The organism is Caballeronia sp. LjRoot29, assembly GCF_964252755.1.
Lineage (GTDB): Bacteria > Pseudomonadota > Gammaproteobacteria > Burkholderiales > Burkholderiaceae > Caballeronia.
In genome coordinates this window covers 1-21,224 of record NZ_CAXUPU020000046.1, presented here as the reverse complement: position 1 = coordinate 21,224, position 21,224 = coordinate 1, and the positions used below count along the sequence as shown (strand labels likewise).

9 protein-coding genes and 1 pseudogene are annotated in these 21,224 nt (G+C 61.1%); 6 read left to right on the top strand and 4 right to left on the bottom strand.

What is annotated here, in order from left to right; genetic code table 11:
* Positions 1-3 precede the first annotated feature (3 nt).
* Positions 4-1,455, top strand: coding sequence for a cryptochrome/photolyase family protein (locus tag ACSQ83_RS32170; protein ID WP_436230896.1), 1,452 nt, complete (start codon positions 4-6; stop codon positions 1,453-1,455).
* A 3-nt stretch (positions 1,456-1,458) separates the two neighbouring features.
* Here the strand turns inward: ACSQ83_RS32170 and ACSQ83_RS32165 are convergent, their stop codons facing one another.
* Together ACSQ83_RS32165 and ACSQ83_RS32160 are read right to left on the bottom strand one after the other, a co-directional pair.
* Positions 1,459-2,817: a hypothetical protein gene (locus ACSQ83_RS32165; protein WP_436230895.1), complete on the bottom strand. Its 1,359-nt coding sequence runs from the start codon at positions 2,815-2,817 to the stop codon at positions 1,459-1,461.
* A 346-nt stretch (positions 2,818-3,163) separates the two neighbouring features.
* Positions 3,164-3,334: a rubredoxin gene (locus ACSQ83_RS32160; RefSeq protein WP_025527884.1), complete on the bottom strand. Its 171-nt coding sequence runs from the start codon at positions 3,332-3,334 to the stop codon at positions 3,164-3,166.
* 445 nt (positions 3,335-3,779) lie between these two features.
* Here ACSQ83_RS32160 and thiD point away from each other — a divergent pair, with 445 nt between their 5' ends.
* Together thiD and ACSQ83_RS32150 are read left to right on the top strand one after the other, a co-directional pair.
* Positions 3,780-4,661 carry a bifunctional hydroxymethylpyrimidine kinase/phosphomethylpyrimidine kinase gene (thiD, locus tag ACSQ83_RS32155; protein WP_436230894.1) on the top strand — a complete coding sequence of 294 codons (882 nt, stop codon included), beginning with the start codon at positions 3,780-3,782 and terminating at the stop codon, positions 4,659-4,661.
* A 25-nt stretch (positions 4,662-4,686) separates the two neighbouring features.
* Complete coding sequence (locus ACSQ83_RS32150; RefSeq protein ID WP_436230893.1) at positions 4,687-5,508, top strand: DUF72 domain-containing protein; 822 nt, start codon at positions 4,687-4,689, stop codon at positions 5,506-5,508.
* A gap of 69 nt (positions 5,509-5,577) precedes the next feature.
* On the opposite strand, the gene ACSQ83_RS32145 is transcribed toward ACSQ83_RS32150, so the two are convergent.
* Positions 5,578-6,816: a glycosyltransferase family 4 protein gene (locus tag ACSQ83_RS32145; protein ID WP_436230892.1), complete on the bottom strand. Its 1,239-nt coding sequence runs from the start codon at positions 6,814-6,816 to the stop codon at positions 5,578-5,580.
* Between the two features lie 418 nt (positions 6,817-7,234).
* Here ACSQ83_RS32145 and ACSQ83_RS32140 point away from each other — a divergent pair, with 418 nt between their 5' ends.
* The 3 genes from ACSQ83_RS32140 (at position 7,235) to ACSQ83_RS32130 (ending at position 20,751) form a co-directional block, all read left to right on the top strand.
* Positions 7,235-7,945 (top strand): 4'-phosphopantetheinyl transferase family protein, encoded by a 711-nt coding sequence (locus ACSQ83_RS32140; RefSeq protein ID WP_436230891.1) that lies wholly within the window; start codon positions 7,235-7,237, stop codon positions 7,943-7,945.
* 607 nt (positions 7,946-8,552) lie between these two features.
* Complete coding sequence (locus ACSQ83_RS32135) at positions 8,553-18,419, top strand: amino acid adenylation domain-containing protein (protein ID WP_436230890.1); 9,867 nt, start codon at positions 8,553-8,555, stop codon at positions 18,417-18,419.
* A 4-nt stretch (positions 18,420-18,423) separates the two neighbouring features.
* Positions 18,424-20,751, top strand: a complete 2,328-nt coding sequence (locus ACSQ83_RS32130; RefSeq protein ID WP_436230889.1) for a condensation domain-containing protein — start codon at positions 18,424-18,426, stop codon at positions 20,749-20,751.
* A gap of 145 nt (positions 20,752-20,896) precedes the next feature.
* Here the strand turns inward: ACSQ83_RS32130 and ACSQ83_RS32125 are convergent.
* Positions 20,897-21,224: pseudogene (locus ACSQ83_RS32125) on the bottom strand (cupin-like domain-containing protein); the annotation flags it as partial.

Here is a 21,224-nt window from a genome sequence, read left to right as displayed (position 1 = left end):
TTGATGGCCGACTTTGATCTGGGGCTGGTCTGGTTTCGACGAGACCTGCGCGTGGCAGACCATGCTGCACTCTATCACGCACTAACTCGCTGTCGCCGGGTGCTGTGCACCTTCGTTTTCGACAGCGAAATTCTCTCTCCCTTACCTCAAAACGATCGCCGCGTTCCGTTTATTCATGCCAGCCTGATCGAACTCGATAAAACCCTGCGCGACGCGGGCGGCGGCATGATCGTGCGGCACGGCGTGCCGTCGCACGAGATCCCCGCGCTGGCGCGCGAATGCGGCGTTGACGCAGTGTTCACGAATCGCGATTACGAACCGTCCGCCAAGGCGCGGGATGAGCATATCGGTAAAAAACTGGCCAGCGCGGACGTCGCGTTTTTTACGTTCAAGGACCAGGTTATTTTTCATCAGGACGAGGTGCTGACGGGCGCGGGCAAGCCGTACACCGTGTTCACGCCCTATAAGCGCAACTGGCTCGCGTCGCTGACGCCGGACGCGTTGAAGCCATATGCATCGGAAGATAATCTCGCTGCTCTGGCACGGCCGCCGGCTGGCGTGAAGCACGCCATTCCGTCGCTGGAATCGCTTGGATTCAGTGCCGCGCACGCGCCCGCATTGCCGGCCGGAACGAGCGGCGCATATCAGCTCTTCGACGACTTCCGCGACCGCATGGTGGACTACGACCGGACGCGCGACTTTCCGTCCGTTAAGGGACCGAGTTATCTCAGCGTGCATCTGCGGCACGGCACTATTTCGATTCGCGCGGTGGCTCGCACCGCTCACGACGCTCAGCGTCACGGCAATCGAGGCGCGGAAACGTGGCTGTCCGAATTGATCTGGCGCGACTTTTATTTCTCGGTGCTGCACCACTTTCCGTACGTTGGCGTGCCGGGCGATCACAAAGCGTTCAAGCCGGAATACGACCGCATTCAATGGGAAACGGGCGATGCCGCCGATGCCAATTTCGCCGCGTGGTGCGAAGGCCAGACGGGTTATCCGCTAGTCGATGCCGCCATGCGCCAGATCAATCAGTCGGGTTATATGCATAACCGCTTGCGGATGGTCGTGGCGAGTTTTCTCACCAAGGATCTCGGCCTTGACTGGCGGCGCGGGGAGCACTATTTCGAGTCGCTGCTGAACGACTTCGAGTTGTCATCGAATAATGGCGGGTGGCAGTGGGCGTCGTCGAGCGGTTGCGACGCGCAGCCGTATTTCCGCATTTTCAATCCGGTCACGCAGTCGGAGAAATTCGATACCCGCGGCAAGTTCATTCGCCATTACGTGCCGGAACTTGCCGCGCTGTCGGATAAAGACATCCACGCGCCGTGGAAAGCGAAACCGGATGCGTTGAAGGCCGCGAAGATTTCGCTGGGCGCTGACTACCCGATGCCAGTCGTCGACCACGATGCCGCGCGCAAGATCACGCTCGCGCGGTATGCGGCGGTGAAGTAACCTCTATCGCGCGACAGCCATGCCTCTTTCGATCATCGCGGTCAGTGCCGCCACCGACGCCCCGCCTTCCGATGGCGCAATGCCCGCCGCAGCCTGATGCAACATTGCCCCGAGCGCCTGGGCGGCCTTCTCGGGAATCGATGCATCGAGCGGTGAGCCCTCCGGCGTCGTCTGTGCCTCGTACGCAATCCGGCGCCAGGCGAGCCCGAGCGTATCGGCAAGCAACGCGACATGGCCCAGCCCTAACGCGCAGGCCGCCGCACCCAGCCGATATGCCGCGTCGGCAGCCTTGAGCGCCGCCGGTACATCGATACGGCTCGCTTCCCGCGCCGACATCCCATGCTCGATCAACGCGCCGATAGCCGGCTCGGCGCTCGTCAGGAAGTCCTCGTACGCCACCGCGTTCACACGCAATACGCCCAGGTCCCGCGTGGGAGCATCGCGCGCCTGCTCCGCATTGCGCTCCCACGCGTCCTCGGACGATTGCGACGCGGCAACGTGCCAATCCACGGTCAAGCCGTAGTCGCGCAATACATCGACTTGATCGGAATCCTCCGCTGACGCGCCGTATAACGCGTAATCGCGCCACAGCAGCGCGAGGGCGGCGCGCACCAGCGACTTGGGCGCATGCGACAAACCGTGCGCCTGATCGGCCAGAACCAGATTGAAACGCGCGTACAGCCGACGTGCGTCTGCGGCGGTGTCGGGATCCGGCTGCAAACGCAATGCTTCGATCACCCCAATCGCCAGACGCCAGAAATCGTAAGGATCGGGGCCGGCGAGATCGGCTAGGCAGGCGTCGAGGATGGAAACGATCTCCGCCTCTCCCTTCAACTCGCCCGGCTTCGAACGCAGCAGGATCAGCAACGCACGTTCGTAGTGCGCCCGCACGCGAGCAAGGCGCTCCGGGGAAATGGCGCGCAGCGTCGCCGGCGCAATGGCGCGGCCGGCGAGCGCGAGGTCATCGAAGGAAACGGGTGCTGCGCGGGTATGTGCGGCCATCAGCGCATGCAGCCCGCGATAATGCTCGAACAAAAGGGTGGAGCACGCAAGCTCCCGCAGATTGCGGCGCTCGACCGCCGCGCTGAAGTCACGCAGCGCTTCGGCAAATTGGTTGCGATTCTTGTCGCTCAGCCCGGCCAGTGGCGACACGAGCACCAGGATCTCGCCGAACCGCTGCGCGGGCAGCCAGCCCGCCGACTGCAACGCGCCAATCCCGCGGCGCAGGACGCCGAGCGTGTCGCCATCGCGCATGAATGCGTGCAGCGCGTCGGTCAGCGCCATCTCCGCAATCCGCACAGCCCCACCGCGCGGATTGGGCAATGCCTGGAACGTGTTGCTCAAACCGGATTGAGTTGTCATGGAACGCTCACGAGCCGATGCGCGGCGCCAAGCCCCAGGCATCGGATGGATCTTGATCGAACCCGGGCGCATTGCCGCCAGAGGGGATGCATGCCGCCGCATCCCCTCTGGCGATAAAACCCGGACACACGCCGGAAAAGTCGAGCCGGTCGCGCCAACTCGCTCGCCGAGCGTTCCTGCTCAGTGGTCCATCTTTGGTCTGACCGACCATCCTGCACGTTGCGATCTGCAAAACGAATCAAAACCTTCACGACGCCCGGCACGTGAGGCACGTAAACAAGGCGCGCCGCATGAAGGCATCCCATCCATGCGGCGCGTTCCTTGCACGACGTCCGAGCCTTTTTGCTCAGATTTGGACCATTTCGAAGTCTTCCTTGCGTGCGCCGCATTCGGGACACGTCCAGTTAATTGGAACGTCTTCCCAGCGAGTGCCCGGCGCAATTCCTTCTTCGGGCAATCCCGCTTCTTCGTCGTAAATCCAGCCGCAAATCAGGCACATCCAGCTTCTGTATTCCATACTTATGTCGCGTCGGGCAATCGGTTAAATGAGTGCATGATGGTACCGGTTTGGCGGCGCCATGCCTAGCAATGCGCCAGCGCTGGCTGATCGGTCAGGATTCGGACCGGTTTTTCGGCTTCTTTTCGGCTTCTTTTCGGCTTCTTTTCGGCTTCTTTTCGGCTTCTTTTCGGCTTCTTTTCGGTTTCTTTCCCGTTTCGTCTGGAGTTTGTCAGCTTTGCCGCCTGAACCACTCAATTGAGCGCCGTGCAGCCCGTGTCGCCCTTCCAGCAAGTATCGGACTTTCGTTTCACTGGTTCCCACATACTATTTCGCCTGACTTCGGCGCGAAAAAAAGCCCATCTCATGTGCCCGCGTGACTTTAGGCCGCATAATCGTGCCGTTTGCGCCGACTCATTGTCCGGCCGCTTGAATAGCCGATTAGATTGAAACCACGAATAATCCGATGCCCAGCGACACCCCTCCTATTGTTCTCACCTTTGGCCTGTCCGATCCCACGGGCGGCTCCGGCTTGCAGGCAGACCTGCTGACCCTCGCCAGCATGGGCTGCCACGGGCTCACTGTGCTGACCGGCTACACCGTGCGCGACTCCGCGACCTGCGACGAAGTCACCGGGCTTGATCCCGATACCGTCAGCACTCAGGCCCGCATGTTGCTGGAAGATATGCCGGTGGCGGCCTTCAAGATTGGCGCGGCGACGCGTGCGGAAGTGGTCAGCGCAATTGCCGAAGTGGTCGCCGATTACGACGACGTGCCGCTGATCCTCGCACCTGATTTCACGCTCGACGACGAACATGTGCTGGCGGCGGACGAATTGCGCGAATCGATGGCAGATTTGCTGGTGCCGCAAACCACCATGCTCGTTGCGGATCACGCCACGCTCCTGCAGCTCGCACAGCCCGATGGCGACGCCGAAGCGCCCACGCTCGACGCTGCGATCTCGCATTTGCTGTCGCAAGGTTGCGAGTACATCCTGGCGACGGAAACAGGCACGCACCGGCATGTGAATACGCTTTACAGTGAGGAAGGCCAGATCCGCCAAGATACATGGGACCGAACCGAGCATCGCATGATGGGCATTACCGACACGCTCGGCTCCGCCATCGCCGCGTTGCTCGCCAACGGTCAGGAACCCGCGGAAGCCGCGCGCGAAGCTCAGGAATATGTGTTCCAGGCGACGCGCGCTGCGTTCAGACCCGGCATGGGCGCTTATTTGCCGGACCGGTTTTTCTGGGCGCGTTCGAACGATGACGACGAGACGCCAACCGTGGTCATCGATACACAAGCAGATGCACCACCGGTCATACCGGGCGAAGCCCGTCACTGATATTTTCCTGGAGCGAGACTGACACATGCCGCTGCGCAAACCATCGCTCCCCCCACTCAAGCACAGCGTCGGGCCTGTACGGATCGGCTGTGCCGGCTGGGGTCTCACGGACGCGGTCGCGGAACATTTCCCCGGCGAAGGCACTCATCTCGCCCGCTATTCGCAGGTGCTCACCTGTGTCGAAATCAACTCGAGTTTTTATCGGCCGCATCGGGCAGAAACATATGCGCGCTGGCGTGACAGCGTGCCCGCCACGTTTCGCTTTTCGGTGAAGATCCCGAAGGCCATTACACACGACGCACGCCTCGTTGATTGCGAGGCGCTGCTCGACGCTTTCCTGGAAGCCGCGACTCAATTGGGCAGTACGCTTGGCTGCTGGCTCGTGCAACTGCCGCCGAGCCTGTCGTTCGATCCCGATATCGCCAAGTCGTTTTTTACATCGATGCGCGAACGCACGGACATTCCGATCGCACTGGAAGCGCGCCACGAGAGCTGGTTCTCGAAAGCCGCCGCCACGATGCTCAAGTCGAAGAAGATCGCTTACGTCGATGCCGATCCGCAACCCGCTGATTGTGCGATCAGGTATCGGGCGGATACATCGCTGGTGTATTTCCGGCTGCATGGTTCGCCGGAGATGTACCAGTCGTCCTATGAGTATCCCTACCTCGATGCCCTCGCGCTCACGCTCCATGACCGGGCGAAAAAAGCGCACGAAGTCTGGTGCATCTTCGACAACACCGCCGCCGGCCATGCACAGTTCAACGCGCTGCGCGTGAAAAGCCGCAGGGCGTTGAACGTGCGCCCGAAACGCGCCGCCGTCAGGGAAAAAGCCGATGCTGGAGTCTAGGGCACGTGATGCGGCCGCACCGTCCGCCATCTCTCTGGACGACCGTTTGATCAAGCCTTGATGAACGACCTATGACGTGACTTTCCGTTGCGTTGCTGCAATGGGGCACGGCCTTACTTTCAGCGCGTTTTTATACACTTCCAGATAAGCGTCGACCATGGCCTTCGGGCTGAAGGTCTGCGCATAGTCGCGAAAACGCGTTGGTGTCTGAGGATCGCGTAATAACCGAACAGCCTCGTGAATCTTGTCGATCACCGTATGCGGCTGATCGATGTCGAAGATCAGATTCGAGCTCGGCTCGATCACCTCGGGGATCCCGCCGGTGTTCGCGCCAACGACGGGGACACCGTGCGAGTAAGCCTCGACCGTGACACGGCCGAACGGCTCATTCCATTTCGACGGCACCACAAGAATATCGATGCGTCGAAGAAATTCCGCCGGCACGACGTGGCCCGCGAAGTGGATGCGCGGATCGTTAAACGTGCTCTTCAATGTGGCGAGATAGGCTGCGTCACCGCTGCCGCCAATCGTCAATGTCCAGTTCAGCGACGAGTCCCGGCACAACTGGTCGAGAAGCACTTCTATGCCTTTCTCGGGTGATACGCGCCCAAGCACGCCGAGTCGAACGACGCCTTCGCGGGCTATGTTCGACGCTACTGGGGGCAATTCACCCTGCATCGGCAGATAGCAGTCGTTGATCACGCCCGTTGTGGAGGCGTTCGCGAAATATCCGCTGTCGATATGCTTCTGCAGCACGAACCGGCTCACGCCGATAACCGCATCCACACGCTGCGATGCAGTTCTCTTCGGTCCGGTATAGCGCGCGCACACCCCGCACTGCCGCTCGCATGATTTGTTGTGCGAGAGCATCTTCGATGAGGGGCACATTAGGTAGTAGTCGCGCGCCGTGTGAACAATCGGCACACCGGCTTGCTTCGATAAACGCCATATGCCGATGGAAAGGCACGCCAGATTGCTCGTACTGACGATATCCGGCTTTTCTCGTTGGATGATTCTTTTTAATTTGAGCGCCATCAGAACGTTATGGACGTCGACTGCGTGCCAGATCATTTTCATGATCCGCGAATGCTTCGTTGAATTATGGGGCCAATAAAAATTATTAAGACGCAGACGATAAATCTTCACGCCATTCAGTTCGCTGATGCGATCAACGCCCGTACCCGTTGCGCAGACGACGCATACTTCGGCGCCCGACGCGACCAGCCCCTCCGCCAGTATTTGCGTCGATATCTCCGCCCCTCCGACCATGTCGGGGCTATATAAGGTATTGGCTATCAATATTTTCATTCGCTTTTACGCTCGTTTGTGGGATCGATTTCGGACCACTTGCCCTGCCCGCCTCTTCGTCCCGCCATTATTAGACTGCTGCACGCAGTACGGCACTGTTCGATGGCCCACATGCGAACTGCCGCAGCTCTGATCGCTGATCAGCTTTGACTATATAAACGATCAGGGTCCGTCAGAAATTCCCCCCCCGGGTGACGAAGTGCTTTGCTGATATGTTCACTGCCAATAACGATCCTAAGCCGATCGTGCAGCGACGCCTATACGTTTATATACGCAGGGGTCGGCATCGTCCGCAGCGTCTGCGGCGCTGCAGCGCTCTCACGGCTTTTGATGACCCGTTTTGATCCTGTAGAATCGGTAAGCCCCTCACCAGTCCCCGTCACCGGCACCCCGTCATTCGGTCGCATCCAGGCATTTAATGTCCTTTTCTCTCCTCACACCGCCCTCCACGCAGCAAGTGCATGTCTGGCAGTGGGACCTCGATCTCTGCGGCGGCGATTTTAGTAGTTACTGGGAAACGCTATCGACGCAAGAGCAAGAGCGCGCCCACAAATTTCGCTTCGAACGGCATCGCCGTCGCTTCGTCATGGGCCGGGGCGAACTCAAGCGACTCCTCAGCCGCTATCTCGGGTTATCACCGAGCGAAGTCGATATTGGCTATGGTTCGGATGGCAAACCGTTTTGCGCAAACCAGCCTCCTGAACGCGGTATCTGTTTCAATCTCAGCCACAGCGAGAATGTGGCTGTTCTCGCTATTTCGAGCGGCTTCGAAGTTGGCATCGATGTAGAACAAGTCCGCCCGATCGAAGAGGGTATGCCGCTGCAAGTATTCTCCAATCAGGAACGCGCGCAGTTCAGTGCGTTGCCGAATGCAGAACGACAAGAAGTCTTCTTCGAAAGCTGGGCTCGCAAAGAGGCCTGCTTGAAAGCGCTCGGCACTGGCTTCATCCTGCCACCCACCCATTTCGAATTCGATCTTTCAATCCGCGGTGATACGACGCCCCGCGCCGTTGGCGGCGACGCGGAGGAAGCCTTGCATTGGTGCATTCGCGCCCTGTCATCCAGCCCGACCTGCGCGGGAGCGGTGGCTGCCCGACGTACAGACTGGTCGATTCTCGAAATGAAGTGAAGAGCGGATTGTTAACGGCGCTCAGCGCTCCATGCACAGCGCAATGCTGAAACACAGCTTATCGGCAAAATGCAGTTGCTAATGCGTAGCACCGAACGTAAATCGCGCGAATCAATCGCGCATATAGGGTAAGTAAGTACCTACCCATTCTTCAAGTCAGCCGGAGATAAGCGGACGTTACGTGTTGCTGTCGGTCCGGCTTCCTATTCGGCACGCAAGTTCGGAGCATGCGGCTTGATGCATCTGCTTGCGCAATCTAGCGCGATTTAACTCCGTTGCTCGTCCGAGCCCCCCGGATAAGGCGTGCTTGCGCTCTCCCGCCATTTTAATAATTGAGTAAAAGCGCCCGACACGCTTTTAACGCGCGAACTCGTTGCGATGAAATGCCGTTGCATCGTTGGTGTGTGCGACGACGAACGGATAGTTAAGTCACAGGCGATTAACTTTCACTTACGGCAAATTTCACGTTCGAGGAACGGGCCGGGCGCGCACAGCTTCGTGCTGTTTGCGCTTTCCCGTGAACGGCCACCGTCATTTTGCTAGCTGCGCGCTTGTCGGGGATGCAGCTCAGTACAGGGCCAAATTCTAAAATATTGGAGAGCAACACATGTCGAACAGAGATGGGTTTACGGCCGATTTGCCGAACGGCCCAGGTGAAATACCTGGCGTGGCAATGCGCTTCGACGCCGTATGCGCGGCATTTCGCAATAATCTCGCTGTGATCGACGCGACGGGTGAAGAAAGTTATGCCGCCCTCGGCGAACGTTCGGCCCGTCTTGCAACCGTCCTGGGCGGCATGGGGCTGGCAACAGGCGATCGCTGCGCGATCATGGTTCCACGCAGCCGCGACACGCTGGCGCTGATCCTGGCGATCCTGCGGCTGGGCGCCGTCTACGTGCCGCTCGATCCGGCCTATCCTCGGGCACAACTCGATTTCATCGTTGCCGATTGCTCGCCCAAGCTCATCATTGCGGAAGCTGCTGCGCTCGCCAAGGTTGGCAATCTGGATGGCGCAGTGGTCGATCTGGCGGAGATCGTGGCGTCGTCGGTGACGGCCGATGTCGCTCCGCTCCACGCAGCCACTGGCGACGACGCTGCGTACATCATGTATACCTCGGGTTCGACCGGCAAACCCAAGGGCGTAGTGGTGCCGCATCGCGCGATCCTGCGCCTGGTGCAGGGCCAGAGCTTCGCTGAGATGACGCCGAATACGCGGTTCCTCAACCTGGCTCCCCTCGCCTTCGATGCAAGCACGCTGGAAATTTGGGGCCCTCTTCTGAACGGTGGGTGCGCGGCCATCATCAACGAGGTTCAGCCTTCGCTTGACATCGTCGCCGCGGAAATTGCGCGACTCGGCGTCACGAGCGCCTGGTTCACGGCCGGTCTCTTCAATGCGCTTGCCGACTATCGGCTCGAAGCATTCGTCCCGCTCAAAGAAGTCCTGACGGGCGGAGACGTGCTGTCACCCGTTCATGTTCGCAAGGTCATGGACGCCCATGCCGGCCTGCAAGTGATCAATGGATACGGCCCGACCGAAAACACGACCTTCTCCTGCTGCTACCGCATTCCCCGCGACGGCGACGCTTTGACGAACGGCGTTGCCATTCCTATCGGCGACGCTATCGCGGGCACGGCGGTTTATATCGTCGATGACAAGCTTGTTCCTGTCGCCGAGGGCGAGGTGGGTGAGCTCGTCGTCGGCGGTGACGGTGTTGCGCTCGGCTACCTGAATCGTCCCGACCTGACCGCAGAGAAGTTCGTCGACAATGTGTTCACGCCTGGGACCAAGCTCTACCGTACCGGTGACCTGGTCCGGCGGCGTCCGGACGGCGCCATCGATTTCCTGGGCCGCAACGATCGTCAGATCAAGATCGCCGGCAAGCGTATCGAACTCGACGAAATCGAACATGCGTTGCGTGCGGCTCCCGGCGTGGCCGACGCGGCCGTTGCGGCATTCGAAGGCCGCAGAGGCAAGGCCATCGCCGGTTTTGTGAAAGCCGATGCAGCAACCCCCGCCGTCTCGCCGGACGCGATACGCGCTTATCTCAAGGCTGCTTTGCCCGACTACATGGTGCCAACGGAATTGCGTGTCCTGCCAGCCTTTCCGTTGACGCCGAATGGCAAGGTCGACCGCAAGGCGTTGCTCGCAGGACTCGATGCGCCTGCACCTGCGGCGGTCGCAGCCGAACCCGAAGCGATGGACGACGATATCGCCGGGAAGCTGGTGGCCGTATTCGAAGAGCTCCTTGGCAAACCGGTCGATCGGCGGTCGAATTTCTTTGACCTTGGACTGCGCTCGCTGGATCTGATGCGGGCACACGCCATCATCGTGCGCGACGTGGCTGCCAAAGTCGCGCTCGTGGATCTGTTTCGCCATCCTAACGTCGAGGCGCTGGTCACGCATCTGCACAGCACCCTCGATACGGCGAAGGAAGGGTCAGTCCAGCGCCGCCGTAATACGGATAGCGGAGCGATCGCCGTCATCGGCATGTCCGGCCGTTTTCCAGGCGCGCGCAATGTCTCCGAACTCTGGGCCAACATCCTCGCGGGCCGCGATTGCATCACGCATTTCGATGTGGCCGAGCTGGAAGACAGTTTCGACGACAACGCTCGCCGCGAAGCGCGTTACGTCAAGGCACGGCCGATCGTCGCCGATGTGGACCGCTTCGATGCCGGTTTCTTCGGAATGCTGGCGCGCGAAGCGGCGCTGACCGATCCGCAACAACGACTGTTCCTCGAGATCGCCTGGGAGGCGTTCGAAGATGCCGGATACGATCCGGCGACAATCGCTGGCGCTGTCGGGGTGTTCGCCGGCACATCGATGAATACCTACTTCCTCAAGCACGTGCTGACGGATCGCGCCGTCATCGACGAGTTCACGAGCCAGTTCCAGATCGGCGAGTATCAAAAGCTGGTGGGCGCCGGTGATTTCGTCGCCACCCGCACCGCCTACAAGCTCGGCCTCACGGGGCCGGCCATGTCGGTGCAAACGGCATGCTCGACCTCGATGACGGCGATTAGCCTGGCGGTAGAGAATCTTCGCTCGGGACGCTGCGACATGGCGTTGGCCGGCGGTGTCTCGGTCACGTTCCCGCAGAAGCGCGGCTACTTCTACGAAGAAGGCGGAATGGGCGCGCCCGATGGCGTGTGCCGCCCGTTCGATGCCAACGCCAGCGGCACGATATTTGGTAGCGGTGCCGGCGTTGTCTTGCTGAAACGTCTCGAGGACGCCGTCGCCGACAAGGATCCGATCTATGCCGTGATCCGTGGTGTAGGCATCAACAACGACGGCTCCGACAAGGTCGGTTTCACCGCTCCCAGCGTAGATGCGCAAGCCCGCGCCATTGCCATCGCGCACGCCGAAGCCGGCGTCGATCCGGCCTCGATTGGCTATATCGAAGCGCACGGTACGGCGACACCGCTTGGTGACCCGATCGAATTCGCCGGCCTCGTGCAGGCGTTCCGCCTGGGTGGCGTCGAGGGCGGCCAGTTCTGTGCGCTCGGTTCAGCGAAGGCCAATGTTGGCCACCTTGATGCAGCCGCCGGCGTGACGGGCTTTATCGCTGCGTCGCTCGCCCTACGTGACCGTGTCTTGCCGCCGCTCCTGCATTTCAATTCGCCGAACCCGGCCATCGACTCGGTCAACAGCCCGTTCTTCTTCAACGTGGCGGCGACTCCCTGGGCTGATGGTCCGGCACCGCGTCGCGCCGGCGTGAGTTCCTTCGGCGTGGGCGGTACGAACGTTCATCTGGTGCTGGAGGAAGCGCCTTACCGCGCAGACGCCGCCGGTGAGTTGCAAGACGCGCCGCTGGAGCAGATGCAGGTATTGCCGCTGTCAGCAAGAAGCCCGGCTGCGCTCGAACGCGCGAAGGCCAATCTTGCCGGCCATCTGGCCGCCCATCCCGCCCTCTCGCTTGGCGATGTGGCCGCGACGCTGCAAACGGGCCGCCGCTCCTTTACCCACCGCGCCGTAGTCATCGCCGATAGCCTCGATCAGGCCCAGGCGAAGCTTCAAAAGGGAGCCATTGACGCTCAGGCTCCTCAGGCCGCGCCCGCGGTGGTCTTTATGTTTCCCGGCCAGGGTGCGCAATACCCGGGCATGGGAGCAGCGCTTTATCGTACCGAGCCGGTTTATCGCGAGTGGATTGACAAGGGCGCCGATGTGCTGGCGCCGCATGTCGGCCTGGATATCCGCACGCTGCTGTTGAGTGAAGCCCCGGAAGGCGACGATACTCCGCACCCGATTCGCTCGACGCTCTACGCGCAACCGGCGCTGTTCCTGGTCGAATATGCGCTGGCGCAACTGTGGATCTCGCGCGGCATCAAGCCGACGGCCATGATCGGCCACAGCATTGGCGAACTGGTCGCAGCCTGCGTGGCTGAAGCGATCTCCTTCGAAGATGCGCTGTACCTGATCGCCCAACGTGGTGCACTGATGCAATCGGCCGAACCGGGCGCGATGCTGGTCGTGCGCATGTCGGAAGCCGATCTCCTGCCCATCCTTCCCGATGATGTCGACCTGGCCGCGGTCAACGCGCCTTCGCTGAGCGTAGTGGCGGGCCCGTTCGCCGCCATCGAGGCGTTCGAGGCCACGCTGAAGGCGAGTGACATCGAGCATCGGCGTCTGCATACGTCGCATGCCTTCCACTCGCGCATGATGTCCGGCGTGGTGGACGAGCTTGCCAAGCTTGCAGACAGCCTTTGTTTCTCACGGCCGAAGATCCCGTACGTGTCCTCCGTGACCGGGCAGTGGGCGGCGATGGATCAGCCGGTGCAGGGGCTTTACTGGGCGAGTCATTGCCGCAACGTGGTGCGCTTCAACGACGCGCTGACCACGGTGACGACAGAAGGCAAGCCGCTGTTCCTCGAAATCGGCCCAGGCCGAGCCCTGTCGACTTTTGTCATGCAGGGATTGCCGAAAGACCGGCATGTGGGCGCGATCGCCTCTCTGCCTGATTTCGCCCTGCGCGAGCGGGAGCTTTCCGTCCTGGCAGAGGCGACCGGGCGGCTGTGGCTGAATGGCCTCACGCTCGACTGGAAAACCGTCCAGGCCGAAGGCGCCCGCCGTATTTCGCTGCCAGCTTATCCGTTCGAACCGGAACGGCATTGGATCGATGCGCCTGCAACTGTTTCTTCAAATCCCACGACCACGGCCGCCGCGGCCCTTGCCGCGCCCGCTTCGTCCGACGTTATAACCGACACTCCCAAGACCGCCATGACCCAAGCCGTCCAAATCGACCGTACCCCGCGCCTCATCGCCGAACTGGCAGCCCTTCTCACCGAGATGTCCGGCGAGGCGCCGGATACGTCCAACCCGGACGTGACCTTCTGGGATCTCGGTTACGACTCGCTGTTCATGGGACAAGTGTCCCGCCAGTTGCGCCGCCGCTACGACGTCACGATCAGCTTCCGGCAGATCATGAGCGACTATCCGACGCTGCCCGCGCTGGCGAAGTTCCTCGATGGCGCTTTGCCCGCTGACCCGGCACCGGTAGCTGCGCCTGCCGTAGCAGAAGCAGCGCCGGCCGCCGTTGCGGGCGCAGCGGCTCCGGTGATGGCTCCGGTCATGACCGCTACTGCGGCTACGGGCGACATGCAATCGGTGATCCGCGACCAGCTCGCTGCCATGCAATCCCTGATGGAGCGTCAGTTGCAGATGTTCAGCGGCGCGCCAGCGGCAGTCCAGGCCCCGGCTCTGAGCGTCGCGCTCAAGCCGGTCGCCGCAGCCGTGGCGTCCACCGCTCCGCAAATCAACTTCGACGAAAACCGTCCGTCGCGCTTTACCGCGTACAAGCCCGGCGCTACGCCCTCGGCGGCGACCACCGATGTCCAGAAGTCGTTCATCGCTGATCTCTCGGCTCGCTACTCGGCGAAGACCGCCGCCTCGAAGGCGCGTACGCAAACGTATCGGGGTGTGCTGGCCGATCCGCGTACCGCCAGCGGCTTCACCGAAGAATGGAAGGAGCTCGTTTATCCGATCGTCGCCCAGCGTTCCAAGGGTTCGAAGATCTGGGATATCGACGGCAATGAATATGTCGATGTGGTCAATGGCTACGGCCAGACCGCGTTTGGCCATACGCCGGATTTCGTGGTTGACGCAGTCAACAAGCAGATGGCGGAAGGTTTTGCTATCGGACCGCAGTCCCCGCTCGCCGGTGAAGTCGCCCAGATGTTCGCCGATATGACCGGCCATCAGCGCGTCACGTTCTGCAACACCGGTTCGGAAGCCGTGATGGCAGCCATGCGCCTCGCGCGCACCGTGACCGGCAAGGACAAAGTCGTCTGCTTCGACGGCGACTATCACGGCCAGTTCGACGAAGTACTCGTCAAGCCGGGCAGCGAAGCGGGCGTCCCGCGCGCTTTCCCGCTCGCGCCTGGCATCCCGAAGAACTCCGTGGGCAACATGGTCGTGCTGCCGTACGCACGGTCCGAAAGCCTCGAGTGGATCAAGGCCAATATTGACGATATCGCCGCTGTCCTGATCGAGCCGGTGCAGTCGCGCCATCCCAACCTGCGTCCGAAGGAATTCGTGCAGCAATTGCGCGATGTGACCGCGGCCAACGAGTCGGCGCTGATCGTCGATGAGGTTGTGACAGGCTTCCGCGTCCATCAAGCCGGTATGCAAGGCTACTGGGGCATCAAGGGCGACATGGCGACGTACGGCAAAGTGGTTGGCGGCGGCTTGCCCGTCGGCGTCCTCGCCGGCAGCTCGCAGTACATGGATGCGCTCGACGGCGGCCAATGGCAATTCGGCGACGCATCGGTTCCTGAAGTCCCGCCGACCTTCTTTGCCGGTACTTTCGTGCGCCACCCCGTCGTGCTGGCCGCGATGAAAGCCGTTCTCCTGCACCTCAAGGAAGCAGGTCCCGCGCTTCAGGAAACGCTCGGCGTGCGCATGGACGGCCTCGTGCAGCGCATCAACGGCCATCTGGAGAAAGTCGGTATTGCCGCGCGGGCAGAAACGTTCTCGAGCTGGTTCTATGTCAGCTTCGCGGGCGAAGACCGCTTGGGCAGCCTGTTCTATCCGTACATGCGCTACCTCGGCATCCACATCATGGAAGGCTTCCCTTGCTTCCTGACGACCAGCCATTCGGATGAAGACATCCGCAAGATCGGCGATGCGTTCATCGCAAGTATCGACGCGCTGCAAGCCGTCGGCATTCTTGGCGGCAACAAGGAAGCGTCGATTCCTGCACCGGCCGAACCGAAGCCGCTCACCGAGTCTCCGCTCACCGAGCCGCAGAAGGAAATCTGGATGTCGGCTCAGCTGGGAAACGAAGCATCGCTCGTGTTCAATGAGTCCTTCACCCTCGAGCTCACGGGTCATTTCAACGAGGCCGCTTTCGAACGCGCTTTTGCCGCGACGGTTGCTCGCCACGACGCATTGCGCGCCCGGTTCTCGCGCTCTGGCGACAAGATGTTCGCCGACGCGTCGACTACGGTTCCGCTGGAAAAATTCGACCTGTCCGGCCATGCCGATGCAGCAGGCGAATTGCAGACCTTCATCGATGCCGAAGCACGCGAAGTCTTCGATCTGACGCGTGCTCCGCTGGTCAGCGCAGCGCTGGTCCGCATGGAGCCGCAGAAGTGGGCGTTCGTATTTACCGCCCATCACATCATCTGCGACGGCTGGTCGATCAACATCGTCCTGCGCGATTTGGGCGCCCTCTACGCGGCCGAGATTTCGGGCAGCAAGGCTGAACTCGATGAAGTGCAGAGCTTCCTCGCTTTCGCCAAGGCGCAGGATGAAGCAGGTATCGACGCAGAAACGCGCGACTTCTGGCTGAACCTGCATCGCGACCCCGCTCCGCAGCTGGACCTGCCTGGCGACCGTCCACGCCCCGAGGTGAAGAGCTTCCGCGGCAATTCGACCACACGCCATATTGGCGCGCCTCTTCTCAAGCAGGTGAAGACCGCTTCATCGAAGCAAGGCTGCTCGCTGTTTGCCACCTTGCTTGGTGCCGCCCAGGTGCTGTTTGGCCGCCTCTCCGGCAATGACGATGTCGTGATCGCCGCCCCGATGGCAGGCCAGTCTCAAGCCGGCGATGCGCTGCTGGTCGGGCACTGCGTCAACTTCCTGCCGTTGCGCGTCAAGTTCGACCGCGAGAAGCCTTTCGCCGCGCACATGAAAGCGGTACGGGACCACGTGTTCGACGCAAGTGATCGCCAGAACTACACCTACGGCGCACTCGTGCGTGACCTTGGTATCAAGCGCGACTTCAACCGGCTGCCGCTGACTGAACTGCAATTCAATCTGGAGAAGGTCGACGAACAGCTCGACATGGCAGGCGTAGCCACGCACTTCACGCCGAACGCGAAGGCCTACAGCAACTTCGATCTGTTCTTGAACGTCATCGAATCGGTGGAAGGTCTTCGCATGGATTGCGATTACAACACCGACGTCTACGATGAATCGACCGTGCAGCGCTGGCTCGGCTACTACGAAACCATGCTTGCAGCTATTGCGCAGAATCCGGAAACGGCTATCGCGGCACTGCCTCTGATGAACGAAAGCGAGGTTCACCATCTTCGCGACGAACTGAATGCGACGCAGCGTGAGTTCGATCTGTCGCAGACAACTCCGGCGATGATCGCGGCGCAGGCTCACCAAACCCCCGATACGACGGCCGTATCGGACGAAACGGAAGCCCTGGCCTATGTTGAACTCGATGCACGCGCCAACCAGATCGCCCGCCGGCTCGTAGCGGCAGGGATCGCACCGCGCGGACGTATCGCCATCGCGATGGACCGCACGGCCATGACCGTGGCTGCGATGATCGGCGTGTGGCGTGCCGGTTGCGCTTATGTGCCCCTCGACATGACGATGCCGCAAGCACGTCTGCGCCAGATCCTCGATGGTGCCGGCATTGCCGCCATCCTCAGCGATGCTGCAAGCCGTACTGTGCTGGAAGCGGGTGACCATCGCGTGCTGGAACTGGACGCGCTGCTTGCTGAAAGCGCAAGCGACGACGAAGACGTGACGCTGCCGGTCGTGTCGGACAAGGATTCAGCATACGTGATCTTTACTTCCGGTTCGACGGGCAAGCCGAAGGGCGTTGAGATCGGTCACCGTGCCCTGAGCAACTTCTTGTTGTCGATGGCGCAAGCACCGGGCTTCGATGCACGGGATCGCATTGTCGCGGTCACCACGTTCTCCTTCGATATCTCCGGTCTGGAACTATTCCTGCCGCTAATCGTGGGTGGCCAGACGTTCATCGCAGGCCATACGGAAGTGCGCACCGGCTACGAGCTCGTCACGCGGCTGAAGGACGAAGGTGCCACGGTTCTGCAAGCGACGCCATCGCTCTGGAGCATGTTGCTCGAGGCCGGCTTCAAGGTGCCGAAGGGCTTCAAGATCCTGTGCGGCGGTGAGCCGTTGCCGCGCGACCTCGCCGACAAGCTGCTGGCGACTGGCGCTGAAGTGTGGAACCTGTATGGCCCGACCGAAACCACGATCTGGTCGTCCGCTTCGCGTGTTGTTGCGAATGGAGCTGTCGTGCTCGGCGCTCCGCTTGCCAATACCGACCTGCATGTGCTGACCGACGACCTGCATCTGGCGCCGGAAGGCGTCACCGGCGAACTATGGATTGGTGGCGAAGGCCTGGCAAAGGGCTATTTCGACCGCCCCGATCTCACCGATGCCGCCTTTAAGCAGGTTGCTATCGAGGGCGCTGCACCGCGCCGGCTGTACCGCACGGGCGATCTTGCAAAGCGGCTTGCGGACGGTTCGCTCCTGCACCTCGGCCGTCGCGACCAGCAGATCAAGCTGCGCGGCTTTCGCATCGAGATCGAGGATATCGAGGCAGCCTTGCGCAAGGCGCCCGGTGTTGCAGCGGCTGCTGTTGCCTTGCATACCGTCAACGACAGTCCTCGCCTTGTGGGTTACATCGTTGAAGCGGCTGACAAGACGGACCTGGGAACGATCGCGGCACATATTGCAGAACAGTTGCCGGCGTATATGGTGCCGAGCCTGTGGATGACGCTCGACGCGTTGCCGCAGACCGCAAACGGCAAGCTCGACCGCAAGGCCCTGCCCATGCCGACAGCGGATATGGTGGCTACGCCTGCACGCCAGCAGCATGCGGCGCTCAAGGTGGTCCCGCCGGTTGCAGCATCGGCAGAATCAGCGGCTACGCTGATCGAAGTGCCAGCCGCACCTTCCCAGCCAGCAGCCATGACGCCGACGCAAGCGACCATTGCAGCGATCTGGGGCGAAGTGCTCGGCCTCCAGCAAGTAGGCGTCGACCAGCCGTTCTTCAGCCTCGGCGCTGACAGCCTCCAGCTGTTCCGCATCGTTGCACGCATGAACGAACGCGGACTGGGTGTGGATGCCCGTCAACTGATGAAGAACGTTTCGATCGCCCAGTTGGCGGCAAGCATTGACAGCACCCAGACGACCGAGTTGATGGAGGCTAATGCGGTGGCAAGGCCATCGATTCTCAACTTCAAGCGCAGACACGCAGAGGGAGTCTAAAGTCATGAACGCGATAGCCTTGAGTATCGCCCCTGCTGTTGAGATCGAAGCCGGCTACGCGCTGTTCCCGGCGAGCGCCTGTCAGGTACGGTTCTGGAATGAGCAGAAGGCGTCGCCGCAGGCCTCCGCGCTCAACATCGCCTTCCGGCTGCAATTGTCGGGGCCGCTGAAAGCCGCAAGCATCGAACAGGTGCTTAGCGAACTGGTAGCGCGCCACGAAGTATTGCGTACCGGCTTCGCGGTGACGGGTGCGGGTCTGCGTCAGCAGGTCTGGAGCCGTGTGCCGTTCCGGCTTGACGTAGCCGATCTCACTGGTCTGGAGGAAAAGGCGAGCGCGGCCGAAGCCGAGCGTATCGGCGGACAGCAGGCCCGCACCCCCTTCGACTTATCGTCGCCCTCCTTCTTCCGGGCCGTGTGGTTACCCAAGTCGGTGACGCAAGGTGAATTGCAACTGACCTTCCATTCGCTTGTCATGGATGGCTGGTCCTTCGCGATCATTGTGCGCGAACTCGTGGAGGGGCTGGCCGCGTTACATGGCGGCCATGCTCCGGAATTCCCCGAGGTCGACCTTCACCATGGCGACTACGCGCTGTGGAAGGAAGAGTTCCAGGCGAGCGGTGCGCTCGATCGCGCTCGCGCGCATTGGCGCCAGGAGCTTCAGGATTTCAGCCGCTTCGATGTTCCAGGCGATCGTCCCCGGCCGCAGCAGCGGCGCTTCCAGGGCGCCATTCGCTCCATCCTGTTGCCGAGCGCGCTTAGCGACCGCCTGATTGCCGCGGCCAAGGCGCAAGGCGTGACGCCTTTCAGCGTGGCCGCTGCCGGCCTCGCGATGGCGCTGCAGCCGGCCGCCGGCCAAACCAGGGTTGCGATGGGCACGCAGATGTCGGTGCGCGATCAGCAGGAACTCGAAGGCGTGGTCGGACCGCTGATCAACACGGTGATCCTTCGTCTCGATGTTCCTCCGAACAGCACGCTTGCCTCTGTCACGGCGCAGTGCGGTGCCAAGCTGAGCGATGCCATCGAACATCTGCACTTGCCGTTCGAAGAGATGATGACGATGGCGGGCGAAGTGTCTGATGTGGATCGGCCGCCGCTGTGTTCCGTGAATTTCGCCCTGCAGCAAAGCTTCGTCGGTCTCGGCGATGAAGTTCGCCGGGGAGATTTTGCTGCGACGACTTCGCCCTCCTTCAACGCGGGCGCGCTCTACGACCTGAGTTTCTTCATGGTGCGGCGCCCAGAAGGCTGGCGCATCTCCTGTGAAGGCGACACGGACCTCTACGATGTCGAGACGGTCGACGGGTATCTGGCCAAGTGGTGCGACGTGCTGGAAACAGTCGAAATTGAAGCGAAACAGCCAGTGGCGCCCGCTACCGGAAAAGACACGCTAACGGTCGGGGGAGGCGTCGGTCTCAGCGGTTTCATGAGTCAAGCCGAGCTGGAGGCGAAAGCGCGCAATATCGTGCGATTCAACGAGGATGCGCCAGGAACGCCCATCATCGTGCTCAACAACACGGCCGTGCTCTACGAACTGGCTCAGCAAGTCGGCGATCGGCCCATCATCGACATCCCCATGATTCCTGAAGGAGAGCCGCGAGAGTTTCCGCAGCGTGCCTTCCAGGATATCGCCGCGGATGCCGTTCGGCTGATCAGACTGGCCCAGCCGCACGGCCCCTATATCTTGATGGGGCTCTGCGTGCTGGGTACGATGTGCGTGGAGGCGGCCCACCAGTTGCGGCGCGAAGGTGAAACGGTGGAACTCGTCGTCCTAAATGACTCTTGGTGCCCTGGGTATCGCGAGTTGATGCCTTGGTACGATCGGCAGTTGCGCAAACAACAGGTGCGTGCGGACTACGTTCCGCGTGAGTTCCGCAAGGCCATGCGGGGCGAAACCTCCATGGTCGCCTTCCTCAATCAATTTCGAATCGTTCGTTTCCTCGGCTTTGCAAAACTCGCTCTCAAGCTCGGCCTGATTCATGGAAATGCTTCAGAGTATTTGATTGCTGAGAATCGCTGGTACATCGAATATCTGCTGGCTCAGCAGACGCGGTACCGTCCGGCTCTGTATGACGGCGACGTCCAGATCTTCCGCAGTGCACAGGTGCTTAATGGCCGCTTGTTCGCCCACGAGCTGGGTTGGAAACCGGTGGTAACGGGCAAGCTTGTAGTCACACCGGTTCCGGGCTTGCATGACCAGATGTTCCGCTCGGCCGGCACTGCTGTTATTGGCAAGCAACTGCGCGCGCGTCTTGAGGGAGCCGCAGCTGAGAGCGTTGAAGCCGATGTTGGCGAGCAGAAGGTTTTGACCGCATCTTTGAGCCATGCGAGGGCCTAGAGTTGCGTAGGTGTATGTAGGTGGACGGCTCCCGGCGTGCAAGCTTGATTAAGTTGCACGCCGGGATTCATTTCGAGGGCAGCACGCTGATGCGTGAGATCGCTTCGTTTGCCAAAAGCAGGGTAATGACCTCTCGCAAGCCCGGTTATCGCTTGGCCAGCCGCCGGACTGCATTCAGCGGTGATTTCAATCGGGTCACTGGCGCGTGGACCACATCCGAAAATGTCGTTGGGTGGCGGTGTTCCAGTGTCGAGATGACTCGCCACTTCAAACCGTCGCGCAATGGCGAAAGACCTGGCGGTAAAGGCGTTAAACCCATCTTGCGCAGAAAGTAATTGGCTTGATAAATTCTTGCAATTTTCTCGATAGACTTCATGCAGTAATTGATGCTGATACTAACTGAGATATTGTTGTCATTTTTTACCCAGTGCGGCGCTAAGGTAGGTTGATGCACCACCTCACCGGGGTTAAGC

Coding starts and splice junctions, on each gene's coding strand:
- ACSQ83_RS32170 (WP_436230896.1), top strand. CDS start 4: ATGGCCGACTTTGATCTGGGGCTGGTCTGGTTTCGACGAGACCTGCGC.
- ACSQ83_RS32165 (WP_436230895.1), bottom strand. CDS start 2,817: ATGACAACTCAATCCGGTTTGAGCAACACGTTCCAGGCATTGCCCAAT.
- ACSQ83_RS32160 (WP_025527884.1), bottom strand. CDS start 3,334: ATGGAATACAGAAGCTGGATGTGCCTGATTTGCGGCTGGATTTACGAC.
- thiD (WP_436230894.1), top strand. CDS start 3,780: ATGCCCAGCGACACCCCTCCTATTGTTCTCACCTTTGGCCTGTCCGAT.
- ACSQ83_RS32150 (WP_436230893.1), top strand. CDS start 4,687: ATGCCGCTGCGCAAACCATCGCTCCCCCCACTCAAGCACAGCGTCGGG.
- ACSQ83_RS32145 (WP_436230892.1), bottom strand. CDS start 6,816: ATGAAAATATTGATAGCCAATACCTTATATAGCCCCGACATGGTCGGA.
- ACSQ83_RS32140 (WP_436230891.1), top strand. CDS start 7,235: ATGTCCTTTTCTCTCCTCACACCGCCCTCCACGCAGCAAGTGCATGTC.
- ACSQ83_RS32135 (WP_436230890.1), top strand. CDS start 8,553: ATGTCGAACAGAGATGGGTTTACGGCCGATTTGCCGAACGGCCCAGGT.
- ACSQ83_RS32130 (WP_436230889.1), top strand. CDS start 18,424: ATGAACGCGATAGCCTTGAGTATCGCCCCTGCTGTTGAGATCGAAGCC.